We start from the raw sequence: 23,246 nt of genomic DNA, 5'->3' as shown, positions 1-23,246 counted from the left end.
ACTGAAGAACGAGCGTGCGTCCCCAGCGGCACGAACGGCGCGTCCGGAAAAGGCGACAAAGCCCTTCACCGTCATTCTCACGGCCGTACGGCCGTCGCGTCAGCTTGATCGGCGACGGTTCCGCTGTGGACTGCGCCACGTTGCGCGTCCTCCGGTTCCTGCCGTACCACGACCCACCCCAAAACGGGCGCGCTTTCCGGACATTGGCCGACGAAGCGCCGGGTGTCCGGGTGCGGTACAACGATCGGCCAGCCTACCTCGCACGGTCGGACAATCCGATCACGGGGACGGCTATCGGATCAGTTGCCGCGCGCGGGCAGCACCCCGCTGAGCAGGAACGCGACGCTCCGCTCCTTCTCCGTCCAGGCCCTGGTGTCGAGTTCGACGGACTGCAGCAGGGCGCACTCCACCTGGTAGCCGTGTTCCGCGAGGTTCCGGCCGATGAGTTCGGCCCCGTCGCGGGTGGCGGCGTGCGTGACGATGCGCTGCGGACGGCGGTCGGCGACCGCGGAGACGACGGCCGCTCCCCCGCCGCCGACCCGGACGACGTCCGGCTCGGGGAGGTTCTCCAGGACGTGCGGGGCGGTGCCGTGGACGATCTGGAGCTGGACCCCGTACCGGCGGGCGGTGGACTCGGTGCGGGTGCAGGCGTGCGGGTCGCTGTCGACGGCGATGACGGCGGCGCCCGCGCGGGCGGCCTCGGTGGCGAAGGCGCCGCTTCCGCAGCCGATGTCCCAGACGAGGTCGCCGGTCCGAGGTCCGAGCCGGGCGAGTTGGGAGATGCGCAACGGTTCCCGCTCGCCCTCGCCGAGGTCGCCGCCGTACTCCTCGGCCGGCAGCGACCAGCCGCGCGGGCCGGCGGAGGGGTCGCGTCCGGCGAGCCAGCCGCCGGACTCACCGGCACCGGCCCGGCCGCCGACGACGATGACGACATTGGGGTCGCGCCAGGTGTGGTCGGCGGCCTTGTCGGAGGTGACCACGCTGACCCGCTCGCGCTCGGTGCCGAGTTCCTCGCAGATCACGAAGGTGCGGTGGACGCCCTCCATGAGCAGGCCCAGCTCGGCGGGACCGGCGCCGGGCGAGGTGAGAACCGCCACCTTGGTGTGGGCCCGGCATACATTCACCGCGCGTCGCAGGGTGCGCGGGTGTGCGACGACCACGTGGGCGTCGTCCCAGGGCATTCCGGCGCGGGCGAAGGCGGCGGCGACGGAGGAGACGCCGGGGACGACCTCGACCTCGAGGCCGAACTCGGGTGCGCGCAGGGTCCGCACGACGCCGAAGAAGCCGGGGTCGCCGTCGGCGAGGACGACCGCGGTGCCGCGGTGGGCGGCGATGCGGCGGGCGGCGAGGGCGACGGAGCCGAGCCGGACGCGCTCGGCGCCGGGGGGTACCTCGGGGAGTGCCAGATGGTGGGCGGCACCGGCCACCAGTGTGGCGGCGCCCAGCGCGGCGCGGGCCGCCGCGGTCAGCGGCGAACCGTCCCAGCCGATCACCGTGACCCGGTCGGCCATCGTCGTCAGTCTCCTGGGGTCTGCGCAGGTCGTCGTCGGCTGTCCCGCCACGGGGCGGGCTCCGTGAGACTACCTGGTGCGACCGGGGACCGCGCCGCCGGTGCCTCGTGCGAAGGTCAGTTCCAGTCCGTGTACGGGGCGAATCCGCCGGTGTCGGCCAGTTGTCCGTCCGCGCCCTCGATGTCCTCGGGCAGCAGGCTCCATACGATGAAGTCGGTGCGTACGTCGCTCCAGCCGCCGTCCTCGGCGCGGACGTGGGCTATGCAGGCGCCTCTCAGCACCCCCTCGCTGATGCAGCCGATCTTCTGGGCGACCTGCTGCGAGGCGGTGTTGTCGGCGGCGGTGCGCAGTTCGACGCGTTCGAACTTCTGGTCGCCGAAGAGCCACTGGGCGGTGGCGAGCGCGGCCTCGGAGGCGTAGCCCTCGCCGCGCGCCCAGGGGGCGACGATGTAGGACATCTCGGTCGACCGTACGTGCCAGTTGGTCCTGGTGAGCCGGATGACGCCGACCAGGCGCTGGGTGAGGAACTCGGTGACGGCGAGGTCGAGTCCGTGGCCGGCCGCGCGTTCGGCGGGGGCCTGCCCGGTGATCCAGGTGCGGGCGTCCTGCTCGGTGAAGGGCCGGGGGACGTCGGTCCAGGCGGCGACCTGTTCGTCGTTCATCATCTCGGCGAGGGCGGGGACGTCGTCCGTGTCGAGGGGACGCAGCACCAACCGCTCCGTGCTGATGGAGATGTTGGGGAAGGTGCTCGTCATGCGCCGCTCCGTAACCTGAGAGACCGTCGGGTGCTGCTGAACTGCCCAGCATGCAGCATGAAGGCACCGAACCGCACCACGGGGTCCACCCCTTGTAGCGGAGTGGACCCCGTGAGTGGCGCGAGGCCGGATCAGAAGGAGGCGAGGACGGAACCGTCGTACTTGTCCTCGATGAACTTCTTCACCTCGGGGGAGGTGAGGAGCTCGGCGAGCTTCTTCACGCGCGGGTCGTCCTCCTGGCCCTCCTTGACGGCGAGGAGGTTGTTGTTCGGGTTGCCCTCGGCGGCTTCCAGGACGAGGGCGTCCTCCGCGGGCTTGAGGTCGGCCTCGATGGCGTAGTTGCCGTTGACGACCGCCGCGTCGACGTCCTCCAGGGAACGGGGCGTCTGGGCCGCCTCCAGCTCCTTGAAGGTGAGGTTCTTCGGGTTCTCGGTGATGTCCGCGGGGGTCGCCGCGGTGCCGACGCCGTCCTTGAGGGTGATCAGGTCGTTGGCGGCGAGCAGCTGCAGGGCGCGGCCCTCGTTGACGGTGTCGTTGGGGATCGCGACGGTGGCGCCGCTCTTCAGCGCGTCGGCCTTGTCGACCTTGTTCGAGTAGAGGCCGAGCGGCTCCAGGTGCACGTCGACGACGGACACGATGTGGGTGCCGTTCTTCTTGTTGAAGTCGTCGAGGTACGGCTGGGTCTGGAAGAAGTTGGCGCCGACGGAGCCGTCCTCGGTCGCCGTGTTCGGGGTGACGTAGTCGGTGAACTCCTTGACCTCGAGGTCGAGGCCGGCCTTCTCGGCGAGGTTGTCCTTGACGAAGGTCAGGATCTCGGCGTGCGGCACGGGGCTCGCGGCGACGACCAGCGGGCCGGAGGTGTCGGAGGCGGCGTCCTTGTCCGAGCCGCAGGCGGTGAGCCCGAGGGTGAGGGCTCCGGTGGCGAGGACGGCGGCGGTGATCTTGGCGGTGTTACGCACGAAAAGTGCCTTTCCTTGGGTGGTGCGGCCCCGTGTCGGGTGTTACGGGGAGTCTTCGGGGGTTACGCGACCTTGCCGATGTCGGCCGCGGCGGGCTCCTTGGCCTTCAGGAGCCGGAGCCTGGGCGAGGGGCCGGAGCGGCCGCCGCGGCGGTGCAGGGCGCGGGCCGCGTAGTCGCCGGCGAACTGGATGAGCGAGATGACCACGGCGAGGATCGCGACGGTGATCCACATCAGGCCGGTCTCGAAGCGCTGGTAGCCGTAGCGGACGGCGAGGTCGCCGAGTCCGCCGCCGCCGACGGTGCCGGCCATGGCCGAGTAGCCGATGAGGGCGATGACCGTGGTGGTGGTGCTGGCGATCAGCGAGGGCAGCGCCTCGGGGACGAGGACCTTGCGGACGATCGTCCAGGTGTTGCCGCCCATGGCCTGCACGGCCTCGACGAGCCCGTGGTCCACTTCGCGCACGGCCATCTCGACGAGGCGGGCGAAGAAGGGGATGCCGCCGATGGCGAGCGGCACGATCGCGGCCTCGCTGCCGATGGTGGTGCCGGTGATCGAGCGGGTGAAGTCCATCAGGGCGACCATGAGGATGATGAACGGCAGCGAGCGGCCGATGTTCACGATCTGCCCGATGACCTTGTTCACCAGGGTGTTCTGGAGCAGCCCGCCCTTGTCGGTGAGGACGAGCAGGATGCCCAGCGGGAGGCCGCCGACGACGGCGATCAGGGTGGACCAGCCGACCATGATCAGCGTCTCGGTACACGCCTGTTCGAGCAGCGGCTGCATCTGGGTCCAGGTCACTTGGCCCCCTCCTTCACCAGCGCGGGCTGTTCCCGGTTCACGACGTCGATCTGGAGGCCCTGTTCGCGCAGGAAGCCGACGGGGACGACGTTGTCCTCGTAGCGGCCGGGCAGTTCGATGCGCATCCGGCCGACCTGGAGGCCGCCGACGGTGTCGATGGCGGCGCCGAGGATCGATATGTCGATGTTGTAGGTACGTGAGAGCTGGGAGATGACCGGCTGGGTCGCGCTCTCGCCGTGGAAGGTGACGTCGAGGACGGTGCGGTCGTCGCCGGAGGCCTCGCCGCCGACCGGGAACAGCGCGGAGGCCAGTTCGGAGCCGGGGGTGGCGAGGAGTTCGGTGACCGTACCGGACTCGACGACGCGGCCGTTCTCCATGAGGGCGGCCGAGTCGCAGACCGACTTCACGACGTCCATCTCGTGGGTGATGAGCAGGACGGTGAGGCCGAGCTGCCGGTTGAGGTCGCGCAGGAGCTGCAGGATCGAACGGGTGGTCTCCGGGTCGAGGGCGCTGGTGGCCTCGTCGGAGAGCAGCACCTTGGGGTCGCCGGCGAGGGCGCGGGCGATGCCGACGCGCTGCTTCTGGCCGCCGGAGAGCTGGGCGGGGTAGGCCTTGGCCTTGTCGCCGAGGCCGACCAGGTCGAGCAGTTCCAGCGCCTTGCGGGAACGTTCCTTCCCCGACTTCCCGAGGATCTCCAGGGGCAGTTCGACGTTGTCCTGCACGGTGCGCGAGGAGAGCAGGTTGAAGTGCTGGAAGACCATGCCGACACGGCTGCGCGCCTGCCGCAGTTCCCTGCCGGCCCGGGGGCCGCGGCCGGCGAGCGCGGTGAGGTCCTGGCCGGCCACGGTCACGGTGCCCGAGGTGGGGCGTTCCAGCAGGTTGACGCAGCGGATGAGGGAGGACTTGCCGGCGCCGGACTGGCCGATGACGCCGTAGACCTCGCCTTCGCGGACGTGCAGGTCGACGCCGTCGAGGGCGGTGACCTCGCGGCCGCGTGAGCGGTAGACCTTGGTGAGGCCCGAGGTGGTGATCACGTGGGTATCCGTCACTGTCGAGTGCGCGGCGCGTCGTGGGCGCCGGGCACGAGGCATTCAGGGTCGAAAGCAGCCGGGCGGCACGGATCTCGGTGGGGCGTGGCGGTGGAGACCGTGGAGAAACGTGCGCGCGGGGGCGTGACTCAGTCGCACATGCGGGGCATGCGGGCGGACATGAGCGGGCTCTCGCTTCGGGGCGCGAGGCTCAGGTGGTGCGGGGGCCCTCTGTCAGGCGCACATTCGGCGACACATACACCGAGCACCGGGCGTCGTGGGCGCCTCGGTCGCGGGGATGCGGTCGCTCGTCGTGGTCATGCGATCAGTAAAGCAGACGTTTGCTCCTGACCGGACACGGCTGTCCGTATTCTGGACAGCCGTGGACAGCGGTGCGCGCACGTCAGGGACGTACGGAGATCTCCACTCCCCCGTCCGTGACCAGTGCGGACAGGGCCGAGAGGTCCTCGACGACGAGGTCGGCGGTCAGCTCGTGGGCCCGGTGGGTTGTGGCCAAGGCCACGGTGGTCATGCCGGCGGCGCGGCCGGCCTGGAGTCCGGCGGGGGCGTCCTCGAAGACGACGCAGTGCGCGGGGTCGACGCCGAGGGTGCGGGCGGCGAGGAGGTAGGGCTCGGGGTCGGGCTTGCCGCGGGTGATGTCGTCGGCGGCGACCAGGGTCTTGGGCAGGATGCCGACGGCCTCCAGGCGGGCCTCGGCCAGACGCCGGGTGGCGGAGGTGACGACGGCCCACCGCTCGGCGGGCAGCGCGGCGAGGAAGTCCGCGGTGCCCGGCAGCAGTTCCACGCCGCCGTTGGGTACGTCCTCGACCTCCAGGTCCTCGATCCGCGCGACGGCCTCCGGCACGACACGGGCGGGCAGCAGATCGGCGGCTATCTCCGCGGCCGGCCGCCCGTGCAGTTCGACCCGCCCGAACTCCTCGGCCGTGATCCCGTACTCGACGGCCCACCGCGTCCAGCAGCGGTTCACGGAGGCGAGGGAGGAGACGAGGGTTCCGTCGTTGTCGAACAGCAGGGCCTGCGCATGGATGCTCATGCCATCGACCTTACGGGCCCGCCGGACCTTGCCGGATTCCCCGGCCGTGGCGATCATCACGGCATGAGACCCGAGGTGAGCGCCTTCGTGGCGGACGGACCGCTGCCCGGCCAGGAGGACGGGGAGGAAGAGGAGATCGACCGCAGGGCGCGGCAGCTCGAGGCGGTACCGCGCCCGCTGACCCTCGCCGAGGCGAAGGCCCTGGCCGGCTGCTTCGGGCCGGACGACTGCTACGGGCTCGCCTGGACGATGGCCCACCTGATCGAGACCGCCCCGGGCCCGGTGTACACGCCGGAACCGGCGTCCGAAGCGGGCGCGCACGCGCGGATCCGCGGGTGGGCGGTCGCCGCCGGGCTGGTCGCGGAGGACACCGGGCCCGGCGCTCCCGGGGGCGAGGACGGCGGGGGTTTTCCGGCGTAATAGGGTCACTGCCATGCTTGATGTCCTGACGGTGGTGACCGGTGTCGCCGCGTTGCTGCTCGGCGCCTGGTGCGGGTGGGCCGCCTACCGTGACCAGCCGACGAAGGACTGGCACTTCATCGGGATGGCCGTGGTCACGCTGCTGGCGCTGGCGCAGCTGGTCGTCGGGATCGCGCAGCTGGCCCGGGGCGGGAAGCCGGAGCAGGGCACGACGATCTTCGTGGCGTATCTGCTCGGCGCGTTCGCGTGCGTCCCGGCGGCCGGCTTCATGTCGCTGGGCGAGCGCTCCCGCTGGGGTTCGCTGACGGTCGCCGCGAGCGGTGTCGTGCTGGCCGTGCTCGAGGTGCGGCTCTATGACATCTGGGGAGGCTGAGATGGCCGCGACGCAGGAGAAGCCGGCCAGGGCGCGGCTGATCGGCGGTCCCGGACTGCTGCTGGTGTGGCTGTACGGGGTGATGGTCGTCGGCGCGGTGTCGCGCTCCGCGTACCAGATCGCCGCCGAGTTCGACCGGGCGCCGCTCGCCTACTCACTGTCGGCGGCGGCCGGTGTGGTCTACGGCTTCATCACCTACACCCTGGTGCGCGGCGGGGAGACGGCCCGCAGGGCGGCGCTGGTGTGCTGCGCCGCCGAGCTCGTGGGCGTACTGACCGTGGGGACCTGGACGCTGGTGGACCCGTCCGCGTTCCCCGACGCCACCGTGTGGTCGGACTACGGGATGGGCTACCTCTTCATCCCGGTGCTGCTGCCCCTCACCGCCCTGTACTGGCTGCGCAAGGCGCGGCCGGGGCAGCGGGGGCAGCGGCCCGCGTCCTGATCAGGCGGTCGTCGCGTAGGCCTGCGCCTGCTTCTCCAGGACGATCATCGGTACGCCGTCGGCGCCCTGGGAGGTGCCCACCCGCTGGTAGCCGACCTTGCTGTACAGCCGCAGGTTGCTCTCGCTGCGGTGCCCGGCGTGCAGGCGGAAGGTCCTGGCGCCGCGCTCGCCGGCCAGGGCGGACTCCGCGGCCCGGAGGAGACGCGCGCCGATGCCGTGTCCCTGGAGCCGGGGGTGGACGCAGAGCTTGCCGATCGCGGCGGCGCCCTCCTCGGTGATCCTGCCGTGCACCGAGCCGACGATCTCGTCGCCGAGGCGGGCGACGAAGACGCAGTCGGCGGCGACCTCCTCGCGGACCGAGTCGAGGGTCTGGACGAGCGGGTCGATGCGGTAGTTGCCGTAGAGCGCCGCCTCGCTCTGGAAGCACAGGTACTGCAACCTGAAGATCTGCTCCGCGTCCTGCTCGGCCGCCGCAGAGATGGTCACGCTCATGCCCATGTGCGCATGCCTCCCGCTCACCTGATCACCTGTCGTCCCCCACTCCTATCCCCGTCCTCAGCGCGCCGCAACCTCCTGTGTGAGCAAACGACGCAGACATCCCAGGCATCTGGAACGTTCCGGACCGAGACTGCCCTGTGAGATACCCAACTCCCCCGCGATCTCCCGGTATGTCGGGTCGCGCGGGGAGAGCAGCGCCTCCATCAGCCCGGGGCAGCGGCCGGGCAGCCGTCGCACGGCGTCCCGCAGGGCACGGCGGCGGGCGGCGGCGAGCGCGAGACCTTCGGGACCGTGGTGGCCGGTGTCGGCGGGGTCGCCGGTCAACGCCGCCTCCCGGCGGGCGCGGCGGCGGACGCGGCGGGCCTCCGCACGGACGGCCCGGCGGATCCAGCCCGGAGGGTCGGACGGCGGACCGCAGGTGCCGAGACGCTCCAGGAGGCGCAGCCACACCGCCTGTTCCAGGTCACCCGGTTCGGCCCCGGAGCCGGGCGCCTCGGCGGCGGCCTCCGCGGTGAGCAGCGGACGCAGGGAGGCGACCAGTTCGTACGCCATGACCGGCTCGTGTGTCATACGCGCAACGACTCGGCCGCTCCGGGCAGGGTTGCCCGGAGCGGCCCGAAATCCCCCCTACCGGGGCAAAGCAGGTCAGCCGTTGACGAATTCCTCGCGGGCCAGCAGTCCGGTGTCCGGGTTGTCGGTGAAGACGCCGTCGATGCCGGTGGCGAAGTACGTCCGGTAGGCGCCGAAGACGTCGCCGTAGGCGTCGGGGTCGGTGCCCTCGCGGAAGTCGGCGGGCAGGAAGGGGTTCTCGTTGCGCAGGGTGTAGGGGTGCAGGATCAGTCCCGCGCGGTGGGCGTCCCGCACCAGCGTGGTCGGCTCGGTGAGCCGGCCGGCCGCGTCGCGCGGGATGACCAGGTCGAGGGTGGGGCCGATGCCCTGGGCGTAGCCGGCGATCTCGCGCAGGCCCCTGCGGGTGACGAGGTCGGCGACGGTGCGCGGGTCACCCGTCTCGACGAAGTCCCAGGGGCGGGTGGTGGCGCCGGAGAGGAGGACGACGAGGGGGTTGTCGACCAGCTTGTTCAGGCGCTCGACGCTGGTCGGCTCGAAGGACTGGAGAATGACCGGCGCGTTCTTGTCGTCCTTGCCGTGCCGGCGCAGCAGCTCGGCGACTCGCTCCTCCAGGTCCAGCCCCAGCCCGCGGAAGTAGGTGGGGTGCTTGAGCTCGGGGTAGATCCAGACCTGCTTGCCGCGCCTGCGGGTCTGCTCGTCCTGCCAGCGCAGCACCTCCTCGAAGGTGGGGATCTCCCAACGGCCGTTGTAGAGGGTGTTGTGCGGGCGGTTGGCGGGGATGCGCTCGACGGCGCGCAGCCGCTTCAGCTCGGCGAGGGTGAAGTCCTCGGTGAACCAGCCGGTGACGGAGGCGCCGTCCAGCGTCTTGGTGGTCCGGCGGCCGGCGAACTCGGGGTGGTCGGCGACGTCCGTGGTGCCGCCGATCTCCGGTTCGTGCCGGCAGACGAGGTGGCCGTCCCTGGTGGGGACGAGGTCGCCGGCCTCGACGATGTCCGCGCCCATGTCGAGGGCGAGCTGGTAGGCGCCGAGGGTGTGCTCGGGCCGGTAACCGCTGGCCCCGCGGTGGCCCACGATGGTGGGGACGGGCAGGCTCTTCAGCCCCCGGCCGCCGTGCCGGGCGCCGGCGGCTCTCGCCGTGCCGCCCAGGGCCAGGACCGATCCGGAGGCGCCGAGCACCGCCGCGCCGAGGAGGGCCCGCCGTCCGGTTCCGCCCGTCTGTTCGTTCGACTCCCGCGTTGCCATGAGGGTCCTCCTGGTGTCGGCTCGTCCGGTGCGGGGCGATCGTAGGTGCGTGCGGATGACGCACGGGAGACCCCGGGCCGAACACACGGGTGATGTCGCGTGACGTACGCCCCTCATGCGAATGACGTACGCCTGTCGTATTCCGGCGGGGATGTGACGGCTCGTCCGGTTGGGCCGGGCGGGGAGGGGCACGCGTGCGGTGTGCGGTCCCGGGCCCGGCCCGGGCGAGTTGCGTCACAGTGTGACGGCCGTGTTGCTCACCGGCTACGGAAGGGCCACCGCAGGTGAACCCGGGTCAAGAGTGAGTAAGACCTCGGTGAACTCCCGCGATCTCGATGTGCGCAACCCCCCGGGCCGCGAGTAATGTCCTCACCTGCACAGACTCGTACGGCATGAACCCACGTCCGTTTCCCACCGGAGGGCCCGTTGTCCCGCTTCGCGCTCATCAAGGCAGTGCTCGGTCCGATCATGCGCCTGATGTTCCGCCCACAGGTGGAGGGCGCGGAGAACATCCCGGGCGACGGTCCCGTCATCCTGGCCGGCAACCACCTGACGTTCATCGACTCGATGATCCTGCCGCTCGTCTGCGACCGTCAGGTCGTCTTCATCGGCAAGGACGAGTACGTCACCGGCAAGGGCCTCAAGGGGCGGCTGATGGCGTGGTTCTTCACCGGCGTCGGCATGGTCCCGGTCGACCGCGACGGCGGCCGGGGCGGGGTGGCGGCGCTGATGACCGGGCGCCGGGTGCTGGAGGAGGGCCGGATCTTCGGTATCTACCCGGAGGGCACCCGCTCCCCCGACGGCCGGCTGTACCGGGGCCGTACCGGCATCGCCCGGCTCACCCTGATGACCGGCGCGCCGGTCGTGCCGTTCGCGATGATCGGCACGGACAAGCTGCAGCCGGGGGGTGCGGGTCTGCCCCGGCCGGGCAAGGTGACGGTTCGTTTCGGTGAGGCGATGGAGTTCTCCCGGTACGACGGGATGGGGCGTGACCGGTATGTGCTGCGGGCGGTGACCGACTCGGTGATGACCGAGGTCATGCGGCTGTCCGGGCAGGAGTACGTGGACATGTACGCCAGTAAGGCGAAGGCGGCGTAGCGCGAGCTTTGCAGGGGGAGGGGCGGGCTTGGGTCGCCTTTCGGGCGCGGGTGCGTTGTGGCTGGTCGCGCCCACGCGGCGGAGCCGCATATTGAAACAGTCCCGCGCCCCTTTGGGTTGGCCGTTCAGCCGTTGACTCCAAGGTCCCCACTCCTTCAGAGCCGTTGGTCCCGGAGCATGAACCATGATGCTGCCGCCGCTGCCAGCAGGACTGTTGCTCCTGTGCCCGCTGCCAGGGTGAGGCCGTCCACGAAGGACTGGCGGGCCGCATCGAGCATCGGCTCGGCGATACCGGCGGGCAGGTGGGACGCCGCTTCCAGCGCGCCGCCCAGGGACTCGTGGGCCTCCGCCGGGGTGCCCGCCGGGCCCGTGAAGCCGCGGTAGACGCCGGTCACTATGGAGCCGAGCACGGCGATGCCGAGGGCCGCGCCGAGTTCGTACGCCGTCTCGGAGACGGCGGAGGCGGCGCCCGCCTGCTCCTTGGGCACGCTGGAGAGGATCACGTCGGCGGTCACCGTGAAGGAGAAACCGGCGCCCAGGCCGACCACCAGCAGTGCCGCCCCGAGCAGGGGGTATCCGGTGGACTGTCCGATGACCGTCAGCGCGGCCAGGGCGAGACCGATGGCCGCCAGTCCCCCGGCGACGACCGAGCGCACCGACCAGCGCCGGGCGGCCCGGCCGGCGAGCAGTCCGGCCGCCACCGCGCCGACCGCGGCGGGCAGTTCGGCCAGTCCCGCCTCCAACGGACGCCTGCCCTGCACGAGTTGCAGGTACTGCGAGAGGAAGAAAACCAGCCCGGACAGACCGAGGATGGTCAGCAGATCGGCGAGCACGGCTCCGCTGAACCCGCGGTGGCGGAACAGCCGCATGTCCAGCAGCGGGACCGGGAGGGTGAGCTGGCGGCGTACGAAGCCGTACAGGGCGCCCGCGCCCAGCAGTCCGGCGGCCAGGGCGGACCGGGCGAAGCCGTGGCTCGCGGTCTCCTTCACCGCGTACACGACGCCGACCATGCCGACCAGGGACAGGACGACACTGGCCAGGTCCCAGGGGCCGGGGGCCGGGGTGCGGGACTCGGGGAGCAGCTTGACGCCGACGGCCACCAGGACGGCCATCACGGGCAGGTTGATCAGGAAGACCGAGCCCCACCAGAAGTGTTCGAGCAGGAAGCCGCCGAGGACCGGCCCGACGGCGGTGCCCGCGGAGGCGGTCGCGCCCCAGACGCCGATGGCGAGGCTGCGTTCGCGCGGGTCGTGGAAGAGGTTGCGGATCAGGGCGAGGGTGGCCGGCATCAGGGTGGCGCCGGCGACACCGAGCAGGGCGCGCGCGAGGATCAGCGCCTCGGGCGTGTGCGCGTAGGCGTTGAGCACGGATATCGCGCCGAACGCGGTGGCGCCGCAGAGCAGGATCCGCTTGCGGCCGACGCGGTCGCCGAGGCTGCCCATGGAGACGAGCAGCCCGGCGATCACGAACGAGTAGACGTCTCCGATCCACAGCAGCTGGGTGCCGGTGGGGGCGAGGTCCTCGCTGATGTACGGGGTGGCGAGGCCGAGGACGGTCGCGTCCACGGCCACCAGCAGCACGGCGAGCACCAGGACGGAGAGCGCGAGCCACCGGCCCGGCCGCTTCACCGTCCCGGTCGTGGTCTCGGGCCGCAGGGCGCTGGTCATGATTCCTTCCTTCGCGCCGGGGCGTCCGGGCGCCGTACGCCGCCGAGCAGCAGCTCGACGATCATGTGGGTGAAGTCCTTGGGGGCGACCCGGCCCTCGGCCACCGCCCAGGCGGCGGAGGCGAGCAGTCCGTAGAGCGCCTCGGTGAGCCAGGCCGGGGTGAGGTCGATGCGGAACTCCCCGCTCGCCTGGCCGCGCCGGAACAGCGCGGCGACGCGCTCGTCGATCGCGGCCCAGCCCTGGTTCTGCTCCTCGCCCTCGAACAGCTGGTTCTCGGTGTAGAGGAAGGCGAGCAGGGGGGCGTGCGGTTCGATTCCGGCGACCAGGCGTCGTACGGCGTCGGCGGCGGGCCCCTCGTCGGGCCGGGCCGCGGTCAGGGCGGCCTCGCACTCGGCGATCCCGAGCGCCTCCAGTGCCCGCACCAGCGCGTCCCGCCCGGCGAACTGCCGGTGCAGGGTGGCGCGGCTGATCCCGGCGGCCTTGGCGACCTCGTCCATGGTCGCGGTGGATTTGCGGGTCAGCAGGGCGGCGGCACTGCGCAGCACATGGTCACGATCGACAGCCATGAGACAACCGTACCCCACGTGAGACATTGATGTCTCATTCGAGGCGTACGGGTCTCATGGCTGTCGTGTGATGAACGGCTGGGTGCCTCAGTGCCAGGGCAGCTCTCCGCGCCGCTCCCAGTAGGCCCGGGGCTCCTCGACCAGGGCGGCGAGACGGGACACCTGGTCGTCGGTGAGGTCGACGGCGGCGGCGTGCAGGTTGGAGGCGAGCTGGGCGGTGGTGGCCGCGCCGGAGAGGACCACACCGGCCCACGGCTGCCGCAGGACCACCGCGAGGGCGACGGCGTCACAGCCGAGCCCGGTCTCCTCGGCGACGGTCCGCAGCGCCTCCGGGGCGTTCGCGGCGGCGAGCCGGCCGTTGGCCATGCCCTCCTTGACGATCACGGTGAGCCCGGCGTCACGGGCCTCGGCGAGCGCGGGCCCGGCGGAGGTCTCCAGGGCGTTGTACGTCGACTGGACGGTACGGAAGAGGGGCTCGCCGTCGACCGTGACGGCGAGGGCGGCGCGGATGGCGTCCGCCTGGGCCGGGCCGCTGGTGGAGAAGCCGACGGTGAGGCCCTGCCCGGCCGCCTCCGCGAGCCGGGCGTGCAGCTCCTTGTCGGTGAGGGCGGGGCTCTCGGGGGTCACCGAGTGGATCTGGTAGAGGTCGAGCCGGTCGCCGAGCAGTTCCTCGGTCTCGGCGCGCTGACGCTCGTACGCCGTGAGGGAGTGGTCCTTGACCTCGTGCCGCTCGGCGTCGGTGGCCCAGTCGGCGGTGTAGGTGTAACCCCATTTGCTGCCGATGACGACGTCGTCGACGTCGGTCCTCTTCTTCAGCCAGTCGGCGAGGAACTCCTCGGAGCGGCCGTAGGAGCGGGCGGCGTCGAAGTAGCGGACGCCCTGGGCGTAGGCGGCGTCGAGGAGTTCGTGGCTGCGGGTGCGCAGCGTCTCGACGCCGCGGTCTTCTCCGAGGTCGGCGTTCCGGCCGAGGTTGATGTAGCCGGGGCGGCCGATGGCGGCGAGGCCGAGGCCGAGGTGGCAGGTGGGGGTTGTCGCTGTTGCCAGTCGGGCGAAGGGCATCGCGGGCTCCGTTGGTCGGGACCGGTACGGTTCCCGACCAACGTAACCCGCGGTGTCACTCCGCCCGGCCAACTGGGGCGCCTCGGAGCTCGGGTCGTGCGGTGGTTCGGCGAGTGCGGCGCCGTCGCGGCTTGTCGCGCCCACGCGGCGGAGCCTCACATCGGTACAGCCCCGCGCCCCTGAGGGATGCTGCCCTACCGCTGCTTCGCCGTCGCCCACTCGTGCTGGGCCGCCACGTTCGCCTTCACCTCTGCCAGCTGGACCGCGACCGCGCTCGGGGCCGTGCCGCCCCTGCCGTCACGGGAGGCGAGGGCGCCGGGGACGTTGAGGACCGAGCGGACGTCCGGGGTGAGGTGGGTGGAGATCTTGGCGAACTGTTCGTCGGTGAGTTCGTCCAGTTCCTTGTTCTCGGACTCGGCGACCTTGACGCACTCGCCGGCCACCTCGTGCGCGACGCGGAACGGCACGCCCTGCTTGACCAGCCACTCGGCGATGTCGGTGGCGAGGGAGAAGCCGGCCGGGGCCAGTTCCTCCATGCGCTCGCGGTGCACGGTGAGCGTGGCCATCATGCCGGTGAAGGCGGGGAGCAGGACCTCCAGCTGGTCGATGGAGTCGAAAACCGGCTCCTTGTCCTCCTGGAGGTCGCGGTTGTAGGCGAGCGGCAGGGCCTTGAGGGTGGCCATCAGGCCGGTCAGGTTGCCGATGAGGCGGCCCGACTTGCCGCGTGCCAGCTCGGCGATGTCCGGGTTCTTCTTCTGCGGCATGATCGACGAGCCGGTGGAGAAGGCGTCGTGCAGGGTCACGAAGGAGAACTCCTTCGTGTTCCAGATGATGATCTCCTCGGCGATCCGGGAGACGTTCACGCCGATCATCGCGGTGATGAAGGCGAACTCGGCGACGAAGTCGCGGGAGGCCGTGCCGTCGATGGAGTTGGCCGCGCTGCCGTGCTCGAACCCGAGGTCCTCGGCGACGGCCTCCGGGTCCAGGCCCAGGGAGGAACCGGCGAGCGCGCCCGAGCCGTACGGCGACACCGCCGTGCGCTCGTCCCACTGGCGCAGCCGCTCCGCGTCCCGGGACAGCGCCTGGACGTGGGCGAGGACGTGGTGGGCGAAGAGCACCGGCTGGGCGTGCTGGAGGTGGGTGCGGCCGGGCATGGCCACGTCCGGGTGGGCCTCGGCGAGGCCGGTCAGCGCGTCCTGGAGGTCGGCGATCAGACCGCCGACGACGCGGGCGTGGTCGCGCAGGTACATGCGGAAGAGGGTGGCCACCTGGTCGTTGCGGGACCGGCCGGCGCGCAGCTTGCCGCCGAGGTCGGGGCCGAGGCGCTCCAGCAGGCCGCGCTCCAGGGCGGTGTGCACGTCCTCGTCGGCGATGGTGCCGGTGAAGGAGCCGTCGGCGACGTCCGCTTCGAGCTGGTCGAGGCCGGCGATCATCCGGGTCAGCTCGTCCTCGGTGAGCAGCCCCGCCGTGTGCAGCACGCGGGCGTGGGCGCGCGAGCCGGCGATGTCGTAGGGCGCGAGCCGCCAGTCGAAGTGGACGGACGCGGACAGCTTCGCCAGGGCCTCGGCGGGACCGTCGGCGAAACGGCCGCCCCAGAGCCGTACGTCACCGCTGTTGCTGCTCACTAGCTGCGCTCCTCGAAGATGGTGATGTAACGCGCCCCTGAAAGGGGCGCGGGGCGGTGTCGATATGCGGCTCCGCCGCGTGGGCGCGACCAGCCACAACGGGCCCGCAGCTCCCCGCGCCCACAGCGACAACCTGACCGGTCAGGCCAGATCCCGCTTCGCGGCGATCTTCGCCGACAGACTGTAGATGTCGATGAAGCCCTTCGCCGCCGCCTGGTCGAACGTGTCGCCCGTGTCGTACGTGGCCAGGTTGAAGTCGTACAGCGACGACTCCGAGCGCCGGCCGGTGACGACGGCGCGGCCACCGTGCAGGGTCATCCGGATGTCACCGTTGACGTGCTGGTTCGCCTCGGTGATGAAGCCGTCCAGGGCACGCTTGAGCGGGGAGAACCACTGGCCGTCGTAGACCAGTTCGCCCCAGCGCTGCTCGACCTGCCGCTTGTAGCGGGCGAGCTCGCGCTCGACGGTGACGTTCTCCAGCTCCTGGTGGGCGGTGATCAGGGCGATCGCGCCGGGGGCCTCGTACACCTCGCGGGACTTGATGCCGACGAGGCGGTCCTCGACCATGTCGATCCGGCCGATGCCCTGGGCGCCGGCGCGCTCGTTGAGCTGCTGGATCGCCTGGAGGACGGTGACGGGCTTGCCGTCGATGGCGACCGGCACGCCTTCCTTGAAGGTGATGACGACCTCGTCGGGCTCGCGCGCCACGGCGGGGTTCTGCGTGTACTCGTACACGTCCTCGATCGGCGCGTTCCAGATGTCCTCGAGGAAGCCGGTCTCGACGGCGCGGCCGAAGACGTTCTGGTCGATGGAGTACGGGGACTTCTTGGTGGTCGCGATCGGCAGGCCCTTGGCCTCGCAGAAGGCGATGGCCTTGTCGCGGGTCATGGCGTAGTCGCGGACCGGGGCGATGCACTTCAGGTCGGGGGCGAGGGCGACGATGCCGGCCTCGAAGCGGACCTGGTCGTTGCCCTTGCCGGTGCAGCCGTGGGCGACGGTGGTGGCGCCGTGCTTCTGCGCGGCGGCGACGAGGTGCTTGACGATCGTCGGGCGGGACAGCGCGGAGACCAGCGGGTAGCGGTCCATGTAGAGGGCGTTGGCCTTGATCGCCGGGAGGCAGTACTCCTCGGCGAACTCGTCCTTGGCGTCCGCGACCTCGGCCTCGACGGCACCGCAGGCGATGGCGCGCTTGCGGATGACGTCCAGGTCCTCGCCGCCCTGGCCGACGTCGACCGCAACGGCGATGACCTCGGCGCCCGTCTCCTCGGCGATCCAGCCGATGGCGACGGAGGTGTCCAGACCGCCCGAGTAGGCGAGTACGACGCGCTCGGTCACGGGTTTCTCCTTACAGTGCATTCGCTGACATGCATGAGTATGCAGTAGTCCGCATGAATCGTCAATCTGCTCGCGAATCCGGGGCCGGGTTGAACATCGGAAACCGCTTTCGCGTACTTGTCGCCGGACGCAGGCGCCGCGTCGGACCGATCGAGACAGCACGACAGACACCCGTGACACCCCGACCCGAGTGAGGCATCCGCATGTCCAGGGCCCTTCCGAAGTACAACAAGCGCCGCGTCGGCTTCATCGGCGGCGCCGCCGCGCTGGCGCTGTCCGGCGCGGTGATCGCCGGCTCCGCACTCGCCGGTGAGTCGTCCGGGGACGGCGGCGACGCGGACGCCCGGACGCTGGCGGGACCGGGCACGATCTCCTGCCCGGACGTGGCCCCCGAACTGCCCGCGATCCCCGCCTCCGCGCAGGCCGAGGTCGACCGCAACCTCGGCGACCTCGACAAGCAGATCGCCGAAGCCGACCAGCGCCTCGTCGACACCGTCGGACAGGGCGGACCCGACTTCGTCCGGAACGCCATCCTCGGCCCCCTCGAGGACAAGCGCGTCGCCGCCATCAACCGCATCGCCACCGCCATCGGCCGCACCGCCGAACGCCCCTCCGGGCTGGACTCCCTGGCCGCCTGCACACTCACCGAGTGAGGTGACAGGCGCTGTGGCCGCCCCGTACAAGCGCCGGCCGGGGCGGCCACGGTATTTCCCCGGCCGGCCGCCAATTGCTTAGACAAACGAAAGATCTGGTCCCATAATCGGTGGACATGGGAAAGACCTATGAGCGCATAGACGGCCGCCTCCGCACCTTCATCGAGGAACAGCCGGTCTTCTTCACCGCCACCGCCCCCCTGTCCGCCGACGGCACGGTCAACCTCTCGCCCAAGGGGCTCAAGGGGTCCTTCGCGATCCTCGACGAACTCACCGTCGCCTACCTCGACTTCGCCGGCTCCAACGCCGAGACCATCGCCCATCTGCGGGAGAACGGCCGGATCACCCTGATGTGGTGCGCGTTCCAGGGGCCGCCGAACATCGTGCGCGTGCACGGGCGCGGGGAGCCCGTCTTCCGGGACGACCCCCGCTTCGGGGAACTGCTCACCCGTTTCCCCGGCATCGACCCCTCGCTCCACGGCCTGCGTGCCGTCGTCGTCGTGACGGCCGAACTGATCCGGGACACCTGCGGATACGGGGTGCCCTTCATGGCGTACGAGAGCGAACGGGACCTGCACGCGAAGCGGTTCGCGCGGGAGGACGACGCCTCGCTCGACGCGTACTTCACCAAGAAGGAGTACATCGCGACCAGCCTGGACGGACTCCCCGGGCTGCCGTTGCCGCTGCCCCCCTCTACCGTCTGAGCCATGCGCCCAGGTGCCGTCCCCGCCGCCGTACTCGTCTCCCTGTCCCTGCTCCTGCTCGGCGCCGGCCGGCCGTCCGCGCCGCTGCCGGACCGGATGGCGGACACCGGGGGCGGCACCCAGCTGATCACCGCGGTGGCACCGGGCACCGGCTCCACGACCGGCACGGTCACCTGGTGGGACCGCGAGGACGGCCGCTGGGTGGCGGCCGGTTCCGCGCCGGCCCGCTTCGGGGCGAACGGGCTCACCGAGGGCACAGCCCGGCGGCAGGGCACGGACACGACACCGACCGGGCTGTACGGGATGCCGTACGCCTTCGGCATCGAGGCGGCGCCGCGCGGGACGGCGTACACGTACCGTCCGGTGCGGCGGAACTCCTGGTGGTGCCAGGACAACGACTCGCGCTCCTACAACCGCTGGACCGAACCCCGCGCGGCCGACTGCCGGGCCGCCCGGGCCGAGCACCTGATCGGCTACCGCGCGCAGTACGCCCATGCCCTCGTCGTCGGCTTCAACTACCACCGCCCGGTGCGCGGCCGGGGCGCCGGGATCTTCCTGCACGTCAACGGGCGCGGGGCGACGGCGGGATGCGTGTCCGTGCCGAGGACGGCGATGCGGAAGATCCTGCGCTGGGCCGATCCCGCGCGGGGACCGCACATCGCGATCGGGACGGAGAGCGGGCGCACGGCGATCACTCGCTACTGAACCGCCGCTGCTGAACCGCGAATTCCCTCTGAACACTCCTGCGTGACGGCACGTATCTGTGGGCCAAGGGCCAAGTCCCACGGAGGAACCGTGACCACCACGCTCGCCGGCGGCCGTGCCGCCCGCCGCCAGACGATGCGGCGCATCCGTCCGCGCCGCTCCCCCGCCGTGCCGTTGCTGCTCGCCGTCGGCGCGGGCGCGGTGGCCGTGCTGTGGTTGTGGTGGACCAGCACGCCGTCCATCGCGGACACCACCGGGAAGATCGTCGCCGCGGGCCGGATCACCGGTCTGCTCGCCGGCTATCTGATGGCCCTGGTGGTGCTCCAGATGGCGCGGGTGCCCGCGCTGGAGCGCCGGGTGGGTTCGGACCGGGTCGCCCGCTGGCACGCGATGAGCGGCCGCTACACCGTCAGCCTGGTGATCGCGCACGTCTTCCTGATCATGTGGGGCTACGCCCGCCAGGCGGGCAGGAGCCTCGGCGACATCGTGCAGCAGACCATCACCTCCATCAACACGCTGCCGGACATGGGCAAGGCCGCCATCGGCACCGGTCTGCTGTTCGTCATCGCCTTCCTCTCCATCGGCCCGGTCCGGCGCCGGCTGCCGTACGACGGCTGGTACCACGTGCACCTGCTGACGTACGCGTCGGTCTTCCTGACGTTCTGGCACCAGATCACCACCGGCAACGAGTTCGCCGTCGAGCCGACCGCGAAGACCTTCTGGTACGGGCTGTACGGCGTCGTGACCGCGCTGGTCCTGTGGTACCGGATCATCACCCCGGTACGGCTGAACATGCGGCACCGGATGCGGGTCGAGGCGGTCGTCGAGGAGACGCCGGGCATCGTGTCCGTGCTGATCGGCGGGCGCAGGCTGCACCGGATGGGCGCGGAGGCCGGGCAGTTCTTCCGCTGGCGGTTCAAGGCGCCGGGCATGCGGTTCAGCTCCCACCCGTACTCGCTGTCGGCGGCGCCCCGCCCGGACATGCTGCGGATCACGGTCAAGGCGATCGGCGACCACACCTCACGGCTGCGTGAGCTGGAGCCCGGCACGAAGGTGTGGGCGGAGGGCCCCTACGGGGCGCTGACCGCGCAGCGCCGCAGCCGGGGCAAGGTGCTGCTGGTGGCGGGCGGAGTGGGGATCACCCCGATGCGGGCGCTGTTCGAGACGCTGCCCGGCGCCTCCGGTGACATCACGCTGCTGTACCGGGCCAACAGCACGCAGGACCTGGCGCTGTGGGGCGAGCTGGCGAAGATCGCCGACGAGCGGGGCGCCCGGCTGATGTACGCGGTGAACAGCCCTGACGGGGAGCGCCCGGACATCTCGGCGGAGAGCCTGCGGCGGAAGATCCCGGACGTCGACCGCCACGACGTGTTCATGTGCGGTCCGCCCGGGTTCGCGCAGTCGGTGTACGAAGCGCTGCGCGAGGCGGGAGTCCCCGCCCGGCGTATCCATCACGAGTCGTTCGAGATTTGAACCCTCCCCAGTCGGAGCAGGGGATTCCTGGCTCAAGCAGCTCATCCGCTCAGCGAACGAAAGAGTCTGACGCTCTCGGCACCAGCCGGGACGGAACCTGCCCGGTTGCCCGTTAAGACAAAGGAGTTGCGTGTGCCTGGTTCTCGCACCGCACGACAGTCATCCTGCCCGGGCCTGAGGACGGTCTGTCGCCTTCCGGGCGAAATCGCACGCCTCGGTCTGCTCACCCGACGTCCGCATCACCCCCGGGCTGAAGCCCAGGGCTTCCTCGGAGGTTCCAGGTGAAGAAGAGTCACCCCGTCCGGCGTGCCGTGCTCGCGACCGCCGCCACCGTGTCCGGCATCGTGCTGCTGCTGTCGCTGAAGCCGGCGTCCGACCCCGGCTCGGCCGCCGCGGCCGGCGGCGCGGTCCCGCCCGCGGCGGCCCAGTCGCCGCAGGGCGGAGCCGCCCAGCCCATCGGGAACGGCACCGTCACCGGTGACGCGGCGCGGACCCGGTACGGCGCGGTGCAGGTCCGGCTGACGGTGAGCGGCGGGAAGATCACCAAGGCCGAGGCGGTGCAGGCGCCCGAGGGCGGGCGGAGCGACCAGATCACCTCCAACGCCGTGCCCAGGCTCAACCAGGCGGCCGTCGCGGCGCAGAGCGCGGAGATCGACGCGGTGTCGGGGGCGACCTATACGAGTTCCGGGTACAAGAAGTCGTTGCAGTCGGCGCTGGACAAGGCGCGGGCGGCCGGGTCCCCGGGGTCCTCGGGGTCTTCCGGATCGGACGGTGCCGGGAGCGCGCAGGCGCGGACCGTCACCGGGGACGTGGCGCAGACGCAGTACGGGCCGGTACAGGTGCGGATCACCGTCAGCGGCGGGAAGATCACCAAGGCGGAGGCGGTGCGGAGGCCCGAGGGCGGGCAGAGCGACCAGGTCAACTCCGACGCGGTGCCGAAGCTCAACCAGGCGGCGGTGGCGGCCGGCGACGCGGGGATCGACGCGGTGTCGGGGGCCACGTACACGAGCGCGGGGTACAAACAGTCGCTTCAGTCGGCGCTGGACAAGGCCGGTGGCTGACACGGTGGCCGAGCCGGCCGGGGCTCCCGCCGCGGTGCGTCACGCGGAGGAGACGATGGGGACCGTCTTCTCCCTCGACGTCCGCGGCGGGGAACCCGCTGCGGTGCGCGCGGCGCTGGAGGAGGCGGTCGCGGGGCTGCACCGGGTCGACGAGGTGTTCAGCACGTACCGCGACGACAGCCAGGTCTCCCGGCTGGCGCGGGGTGAGCTGAGCGTCGGGGAGTGCGATGCCGAGGTCGCCGAGGTGCTGGAGCTGGCGGCGGAGGCGGAGCGGGTGAGTGAGGGCTGGTTCAGTCCGCGTTACCGGGGGCGGCTCGATCCGACGGGCGTGGTGAAGGGCTGGGCCACGGAGCGGGCGGCGCGGCGGCTCGCTGTCGCGGGGGTGACGGGGGTGAGTGTCAACGGGGGCGGGGACGTCCAGTTGCTGGGGGCGCCGGGGGCGGGGCGGCCGTGGCGGGTGGGGGTGTCGGACCCGTTGCGTCCGGGCGGTCTCGCCGCCGTCGTCTCCGCGGCCGGGGCCTCGGAACTGGCTGTGGCGACGTCCGGCACGGCCGAGCGGGGCGATCACATCGTCGACCCGCGCACGGGTCGCTCCGCGGTGACCGACCTGGTCGCGGTGACGGTCGTGGCCCCTCGCCTGACGTGGGCGGACTGCTGGGCCACGGCGGCGTTCGCGATGGGGTCGCGGGAGGGGCTGCGGTGGCTGGAGTCCCTCCCGGGCGTCGAGGCGCTGCTGATCACGGCGGGCGACGAGGTGCGGTGCACCGGGGGGCTGGCGGGGTGGCTGGGGTGAGCGGCGCTCCTGAGTGAGCGGCGCTGCGGCTGAGGCAACGGTTTCACTCACCGCGTTCGCGAGGTGCCGCCGCGCCCACCCGTGCCGCCCCAGCGGCACGACTGCCCGCGGCTGCGGCACGGGGCCGTGGCTGCGGGGTGGGGACGTGGCTACGGCACGGGGCCGTGGCTACGGGGCGGAGGCTGCGGGGTGGGGACGTGGCTGCGGGGCCCCTCAGTCGGGAGTACTGCAGTTCCCCCAGGGGCGCGGGGAACTGCGCGACCGGCCGCAGACGGCCCGCAGGGGGCGTACCGGAAACCCGCGGAGCGATCAGTGGCCGTTCTGGGCCAGGCGGAGCAAGTGGTCCGCCAGGGCCTGACCTCCCGTCGGTTCCCGGCTGATCAGCAGCAGCGTGTCGTCGCCGGCGATCGTGCCGAGGATGTCGTGGAGTTCCGCCTGGTCGATGGCCGACGCCAGGAACTGGGCCGCACCGGGCGGGGTCCGCAGGACGACCAGGTTCGCGGAGGCCTCCGCGGAGATCAGCAGCTCCTGCGACAGCCTCCGCATCCGCTCCTCCTTGGCGGACTCCCCCAGCGGCGCCCGGGGGGTGCGGAACCCCCCCTCGCTCGGCACCGCGTAGATCAGGTCACCGTCGTTGTTGCGGATCTTCACCGCGTTCAGCTCGTCCAGGTCCCGCGACAGCGTCGCCTGGGTGACGCTCAGCCCGTCGTCCGCGAGCAGCTTCGCGAGCTGGCTCTGCGACCGCACCGGCTGCCGGTTGAGGATGTCCACGATCCGGCGGTGGCGTGCGGTGCGCGTCTGCGGCACGGCGGGCCCGGCCTGCTGCCCCTGGTCCTGCTCCTGGCTCATCGTCGT

Annotated in this window: 25 protein-coding genes; 10 read left to right on the top strand and 15 right to left on the bottom strand. The window is 71.6% G+C overall.

Annotation, left to right across the window (positions count from 1 at the left end):
• Positions 1–299 precede the first annotated feature (299 nt).
• From cbiE to ACIA6T_RS21995, 6 genes are all read right to left on the bottom strand, one after another.
• On the bottom strand, positions 300–1,511 hold the full coding sequence (gene cbiE / locus ACIA6T_RS22020) for a precorrin-6y C5,15-methyltransferase (decarboxylating) subunit CbiE (protein WP_399448164.1): 1,212 nt from the start codon (positions 1,509–1,511) through the stop codon (positions 300–302).
• Positions 1,512–1,627: 116 nt separating this feature from the next.
• On the bottom strand, positions 1,628–2,266 hold the full coding sequence (locus ACIA6T_RS22015; RefSeq protein ID WP_399448163.1) for a GNAT family N-acetyltransferase: 639 nt from the start codon (positions 2,264–2,266) through the stop codon (positions 1,628–1,630).
• A 131-nt stretch (positions 2,267–2,397) separates the two neighbouring features.
• Positions 2,398–3,225: a MetQ/NlpA family ABC transporter substrate-binding protein gene (locus ACIA6T_RS22010; RefSeq protein ID WP_399448162.1), complete on the bottom strand. Its 828-nt coding sequence runs from the start codon at positions 3,223–3,225 to the stop codon at positions 2,398–2,400.
• A gap of 62 nt (positions 3,226–3,287) precedes the next feature.
• Positions 3,288–4,025, bottom strand: coding sequence for a methionine ABC transporter permease (locus ACIA6T_RS22005; protein WP_399448161.1), 738 nt, complete (start codon positions 4,023–4,025; stop codon positions 3,288–3,290).
• The gene (locus ACIA6T_RS22000; protein WP_399448160.1) at positions 4,022–5,059 is read right to left on the bottom strand and encodes a methionine ABC transporter ATP-binding protein; all 1,038 of its coding nucleotides are present in this window, start codon (positions 5,057–5,059) and stop codon (positions 4,022–4,024) included. The genes ACIA6T_RS22005 and ACIA6T_RS22000 overlap by 4 nt, the downstream gene beginning before the upstream one ends.
• 397 nt (positions 5,060–5,456) lie before the next feature.
• On the bottom strand, positions 5,457–6,107 hold the full coding sequence (locus ACIA6T_RS21995) for an HAD family hydrolase (protein WP_399448158.1): 651 nt from the start codon (positions 6,105–6,107) through the stop codon (positions 5,457–5,459).
• Positions 6,108–6,170: 63 nt separating this feature from the next.
• Here ACIA6T_RS21995 and ACIA6T_RS21990 point away from each other — a divergent pair, with 63 nt between their 5' ends.
• Genes ACIA6T_RS21990 through ACIA6T_RS21980 form a run of 3 tightly spaced genes read left to right on the top strand, consistent with a single transcriptional unit; the run spans position 6,171 to position 7,342 of the window.
• Entirely contained in the window at positions 6,171–6,527 is a 357-nt protein-coding gene (locus tag ACIA6T_RS21990) for a hypothetical protein (RefSeq protein ID WP_399448157.1), read from the top strand.
• A gap of 13 nt (positions 6,528–6,540) precedes the next feature.
• Positions 6,541–6,900, top strand: coding sequence for a hypothetical protein (locus ACIA6T_RS21985; RefSeq protein ID WP_399448156.1), 360 nt, complete (start codon positions 6,541–6,543; stop codon positions 6,898–6,900).
• 1 nt (position 6,901) lies between these two features.
• Positions 6,902–7,342 carry a hypothetical protein gene (locus tag ACIA6T_RS21980; protein WP_399448155.1) on the top strand — a complete coding sequence of 147 codons (441 nt, stop codon included), beginning with the start codon at positions 6,902–6,904 and terminating at the stop codon, positions 7,340–7,342.
• On the opposite strand, the gene ACIA6T_RS21975 is transcribed toward ACIA6T_RS21980, so the two are convergent.
• From ACIA6T_RS21975 to ACIA6T_RS21965, 3 genes are all read right to left on the bottom strand, one after another.
• Positions 7,343–7,840 carry a GNAT family N-acetyltransferase gene (locus ACIA6T_RS21975; protein WP_381226138.1) on the bottom strand — a complete coding sequence of 166 codons (498 nt, stop codon included), beginning with the start codon at positions 7,838–7,840 and terminating at the stop codon, positions 7,343–7,345.
• Positions 7,841–7,897: 57 nt separating this feature from the next.
• Complete coding sequence (locus tag ACIA6T_RS21970) at positions 7,898–8,410, bottom strand: sigma-70 family RNA polymerase sigma factor (protein ID WP_399448154.1); 513 nt, start codon at positions 8,408–8,410, stop codon at positions 7,898–7,900.
• A 75-nt stretch (positions 8,411–8,485) separates the two neighbouring features.
• Entirely contained in the window at positions 8,486–9,652 is a 1,167-nt protein-coding gene (locus tag ACIA6T_RS21965; protein ID WP_399448153.1) for a glycerophosphodiester phosphodiesterase, read from the bottom strand.
• A 426-nt stretch (positions 9,653–10,078) separates the two neighbouring features.
• Here ACIA6T_RS21965 and ACIA6T_RS21960 point away from each other — a divergent pair, with 426 nt between their 5' ends.
• Positions 10,079–10,750 carry a lysophospholipid acyltransferase family protein gene (locus tag ACIA6T_RS21960; protein ID WP_399448152.1) on the top strand — a complete coding sequence of 224 codons (672 nt, stop codon included), beginning with the start codon at positions 10,079–10,081 and terminating at the stop codon, positions 10,748–10,750.
• Positions 10,751–10,905: 155 nt separating this feature from the next.
• Here the strand turns inward: ACIA6T_RS21960 and ACIA6T_RS21955 are convergent, their stop codons facing one another.
• The 5 genes from ACIA6T_RS21955 to ACIA6T_RS21935 all read right to left on the bottom strand — a co-directional run bounded on the left by ACIA6T_RS21955 (position 10,906) and on the right by ACIA6T_RS21935 (position 17,002).
• On the bottom strand, positions 10,906–12,417 hold the full coding sequence (locus ACIA6T_RS21955) for an MFS transporter (RefSeq protein WP_399448151.1): 1,512 nt from the start codon (positions 12,415–12,417) through the stop codon (positions 10,906–10,908).
• Positions 12,414–12,983 (bottom strand): TetR/AcrR family transcriptional regulator, encoded by a 570-nt coding sequence (locus tag ACIA6T_RS21950; RefSeq protein WP_399448150.1) that lies wholly within the window; start codon positions 12,981–12,983, stop codon positions 12,414–12,416. Before ACIA6T_RS21950 ends, ACIA6T_RS21955 begins: the two co-directional genes overlap by 4 nt.
• An 87-nt stretch (positions 12,984–13,070) precedes the next feature.
• Positions 13,071–14,042 (bottom strand): aldo/keto reductase, encoded by a 972-nt coding sequence (locus ACIA6T_RS21945; RefSeq protein WP_399448149.1) that lies wholly within the window; start codon positions 14,040–14,042, stop codon positions 13,071–13,073.
• 194 nt (positions 14,043–14,236) lie between these two features.
• Positions 14,237–15,667, bottom strand: a complete 1,431-nt coding sequence (argH, locus tag ACIA6T_RS21940; RefSeq protein WP_399448148.1) for an argininosuccinate lyase — start codon at positions 15,665–15,667, stop codon at positions 14,237–14,239.
• 141 nt (positions 15,668–15,808) lie between these two features.
• Positions 15,809–17,002 carry an argininosuccinate synthase gene (locus ACIA6T_RS21935; RefSeq protein ID WP_399448147.1) on the bottom strand — a complete coding sequence of 398 codons (1,194 nt, stop codon included), beginning with the start codon at positions 17,000–17,002 and terminating at the stop codon, positions 15,809–15,811.
• A gap of 203 nt (positions 17,003–17,205) precedes the next feature.
• Between ACIA6T_RS21935 and ACIA6T_RS21930 the strand changes: the two genes are divergently transcribed.
• The 6 genes from ACIA6T_RS21930 (at position 17,206) to ACIA6T_RS21905 (ending at position 22,391) form a co-directional block, all read left to right on the top strand.
• Positions 17,206–17,655, top strand: coding sequence for a hypothetical protein (locus tag ACIA6T_RS21930; protein ID WP_399448146.1), 450 nt, complete (start codon positions 17,206–17,208; stop codon positions 17,653–17,655).
• Between the two features lie 116 nt (positions 17,656–17,771).
• Complete coding sequence (locus tag ACIA6T_RS21925) at positions 17,772–18,359, top strand: pyridoxamine 5'-phosphate oxidase family protein (protein WP_399448145.1); 588 nt, start codon at positions 17,772–17,774, stop codon at positions 18,357–18,359.
• 3 nt (positions 18,360–18,362) lie between these two features.
• Positions 18,363–19,064 (top strand): L,D-transpeptidase family protein, encoded by a 702-nt coding sequence (locus tag ACIA6T_RS21920; RefSeq protein ID WP_399448144.1) that lies wholly within the window; start codon positions 18,363–18,365, stop codon positions 19,062–19,064.
• A gap of 90 nt (positions 19,065–19,154) precedes the next feature.
• Positions 19,155–20,537 (top strand): ferric reductase-like transmembrane domain-containing protein, encoded by a 1,383-nt coding sequence (locus ACIA6T_RS21915; protein WP_399448143.1) that lies wholly within the window; start codon positions 19,155–19,157, stop codon positions 20,535–20,537.
• Positions 20,538–20,818: 281 nt separating this feature from the next.
• The gene (locus tag ACIA6T_RS21910) at positions 20,819–21,598 is read left to right on the top strand and encodes an FMN-binding protein (RefSeq protein WP_399448142.1); all 780 of its coding nucleotides are present in this window, start codon (positions 20,819–20,821) and stop codon (positions 21,596–21,598) included.
• A 55-nt stretch (positions 21,599–21,653) separates the two neighbouring features.
• A complete protein-coding gene (locus tag ACIA6T_RS21905; protein WP_399448293.1) occupies positions 21,654–22,391 on the top strand; it encodes an FAD:protein FMN transferase in 738 nt (245 codons plus the stop codon).
• Positions 22,392–22,700: 309 nt separating this feature from the next.
• Here the strand turns inward: ACIA6T_RS21905 and ACIA6T_RS21900 are convergent, their stop codons facing one another.
• Positions 22,701–23,240 (bottom strand): arginine repressor, encoded by a 540-nt coding sequence (locus tag ACIA6T_RS21900; RefSeq protein ID WP_073933707.1) that lies wholly within the window; start codon positions 23,238–23,240, stop codon positions 22,701–22,703.
• Positions 23,241–23,246: the final 6 nt, after the last annotated feature.

Source organism: Streptomyces sp. NPDC051740 (assembly GCF_044453165.1).
In the GTDB taxonomy this organism is placed as follows: domain Bacteria; phylum Actinomycetota; class Actinomycetes; order Streptomycetales; family Streptomycetaceae; genus Streptomyces; species Streptomyces atrovirens.
Note: the sequence above shows the minus strand (reverse complement) of the source record. Positions and strands in the feature narration are given on the sequence as shown.

Coding starts and splice junctions, on each gene's coding strand:
- cbiE (WP_399448164.1), bottom strand. CDS start 1,511: ATGGCCGACCGGGTCACGGTGATCGGCTGGGACGGTTCGCCGCTGACC.
- ACIA6T_RS22015 (WP_399448163.1), bottom strand. CDS start 2,266: ATGACGAGCACCTTCCCCAACATCTCCATCAGCACGGAGCGGTTGGTG.
- ACIA6T_RS21995 (WP_399448158.1), bottom strand. CDS start 6,107: ATGAGCATCCATGCGCAGGCCCTGCTGTTCGACAACGACGGAACCCTC.
- ACIA6T_RS21990 (WP_399448157.1), top strand. CDS start 6,171: ATGAGACCCGAGGTGAGCGCCTTCGTGGCGGACGGACCGCTGCCCGGC.
- ACIA6T_RS21985 (WP_399448156.1), top strand. CDS start 6,541: ATGCTTGATGTCCTGACGGTGGTGACCGGTGTCGCCGCGTTGCTGCTC.
- ACIA6T_RS21980 (WP_399448155.1), top strand. CDS start 6,902: ATGGCCGCGACGCAGGAGAAGCCGGCCAGGGCGCGGCTGATCGGCGGT.
- ACIA6T_RS21975 (WP_381226138.1), bottom strand. CDS start 7,840: ATGGGCATGAGCGTGACCATCTCTGCGGCGGCCGAGCAGGACGCGGAG.
- ACIA6T_RS21970 (WP_399448154.1), bottom strand. CDS start 8,410: ATGACACACGAGCCGGTCATGGCGTACGAACTGGTCGCCTCCCTGCGT.
- ACIA6T_RS21965 (WP_399448153.1), bottom strand. CDS start 9,652: ATGGCAACGCGGGAGTCGAACGAACAGACGGGCGGAACCGGACGGCGG.
- ACIA6T_RS21955 (WP_399448151.1), bottom strand. CDS start 12,417: ATGACCAGCGCCCTGCGGCCCGAGACCACGACCGGGACGGTGAAGCGG.
- ACIA6T_RS21950 (WP_399448150.1), bottom strand. CDS start 12,983: ATGGCTGTCGATCGTGACCATGTGCTGCGCAGTGCCGCCGCCCTGCTG.
- ACIA6T_RS21945 (WP_399448149.1), bottom strand. CDS start 14,042: ATGCCCTTCGCCCGACTGGCAACAGCGACAACCCCCACCTGCCACCTC.
- ACIA6T_RS21930 (WP_399448146.1), top strand. CDS start 17,206: ATGTCCAGGGCCCTTCCGAAGTACAACAAGCGCCGCGTCGGCTTCATC.
- ACIA6T_RS21925 (WP_399448145.1), top strand. CDS start 17,772: ATGGGAAAGACCTATGAGCGCATAGACGGCCGCCTCCGCACCTTCATC.
- ACIA6T_RS21920 (WP_399448144.1), top strand. CDS start 18,363: ATGCGCCCAGGTGCCGTCCCCGCCGCCGTACTCGTCTCCCTGTCCCTG.
- ACIA6T_RS21905 (WP_399448293.1), top strand. CDS start 21,654: ATGGGGACCGTCTTCTCCCTCGACGTCCGCGGCGGGGAACCCGCTGCG.
- ACIA6T_RS21900 (WP_073933707.1), bottom strand. CDS start 23,240: ATGAGCCAGGAGCAGGACCAGGGGCAGCAGGCCGGGCCCGCCGTGCCG.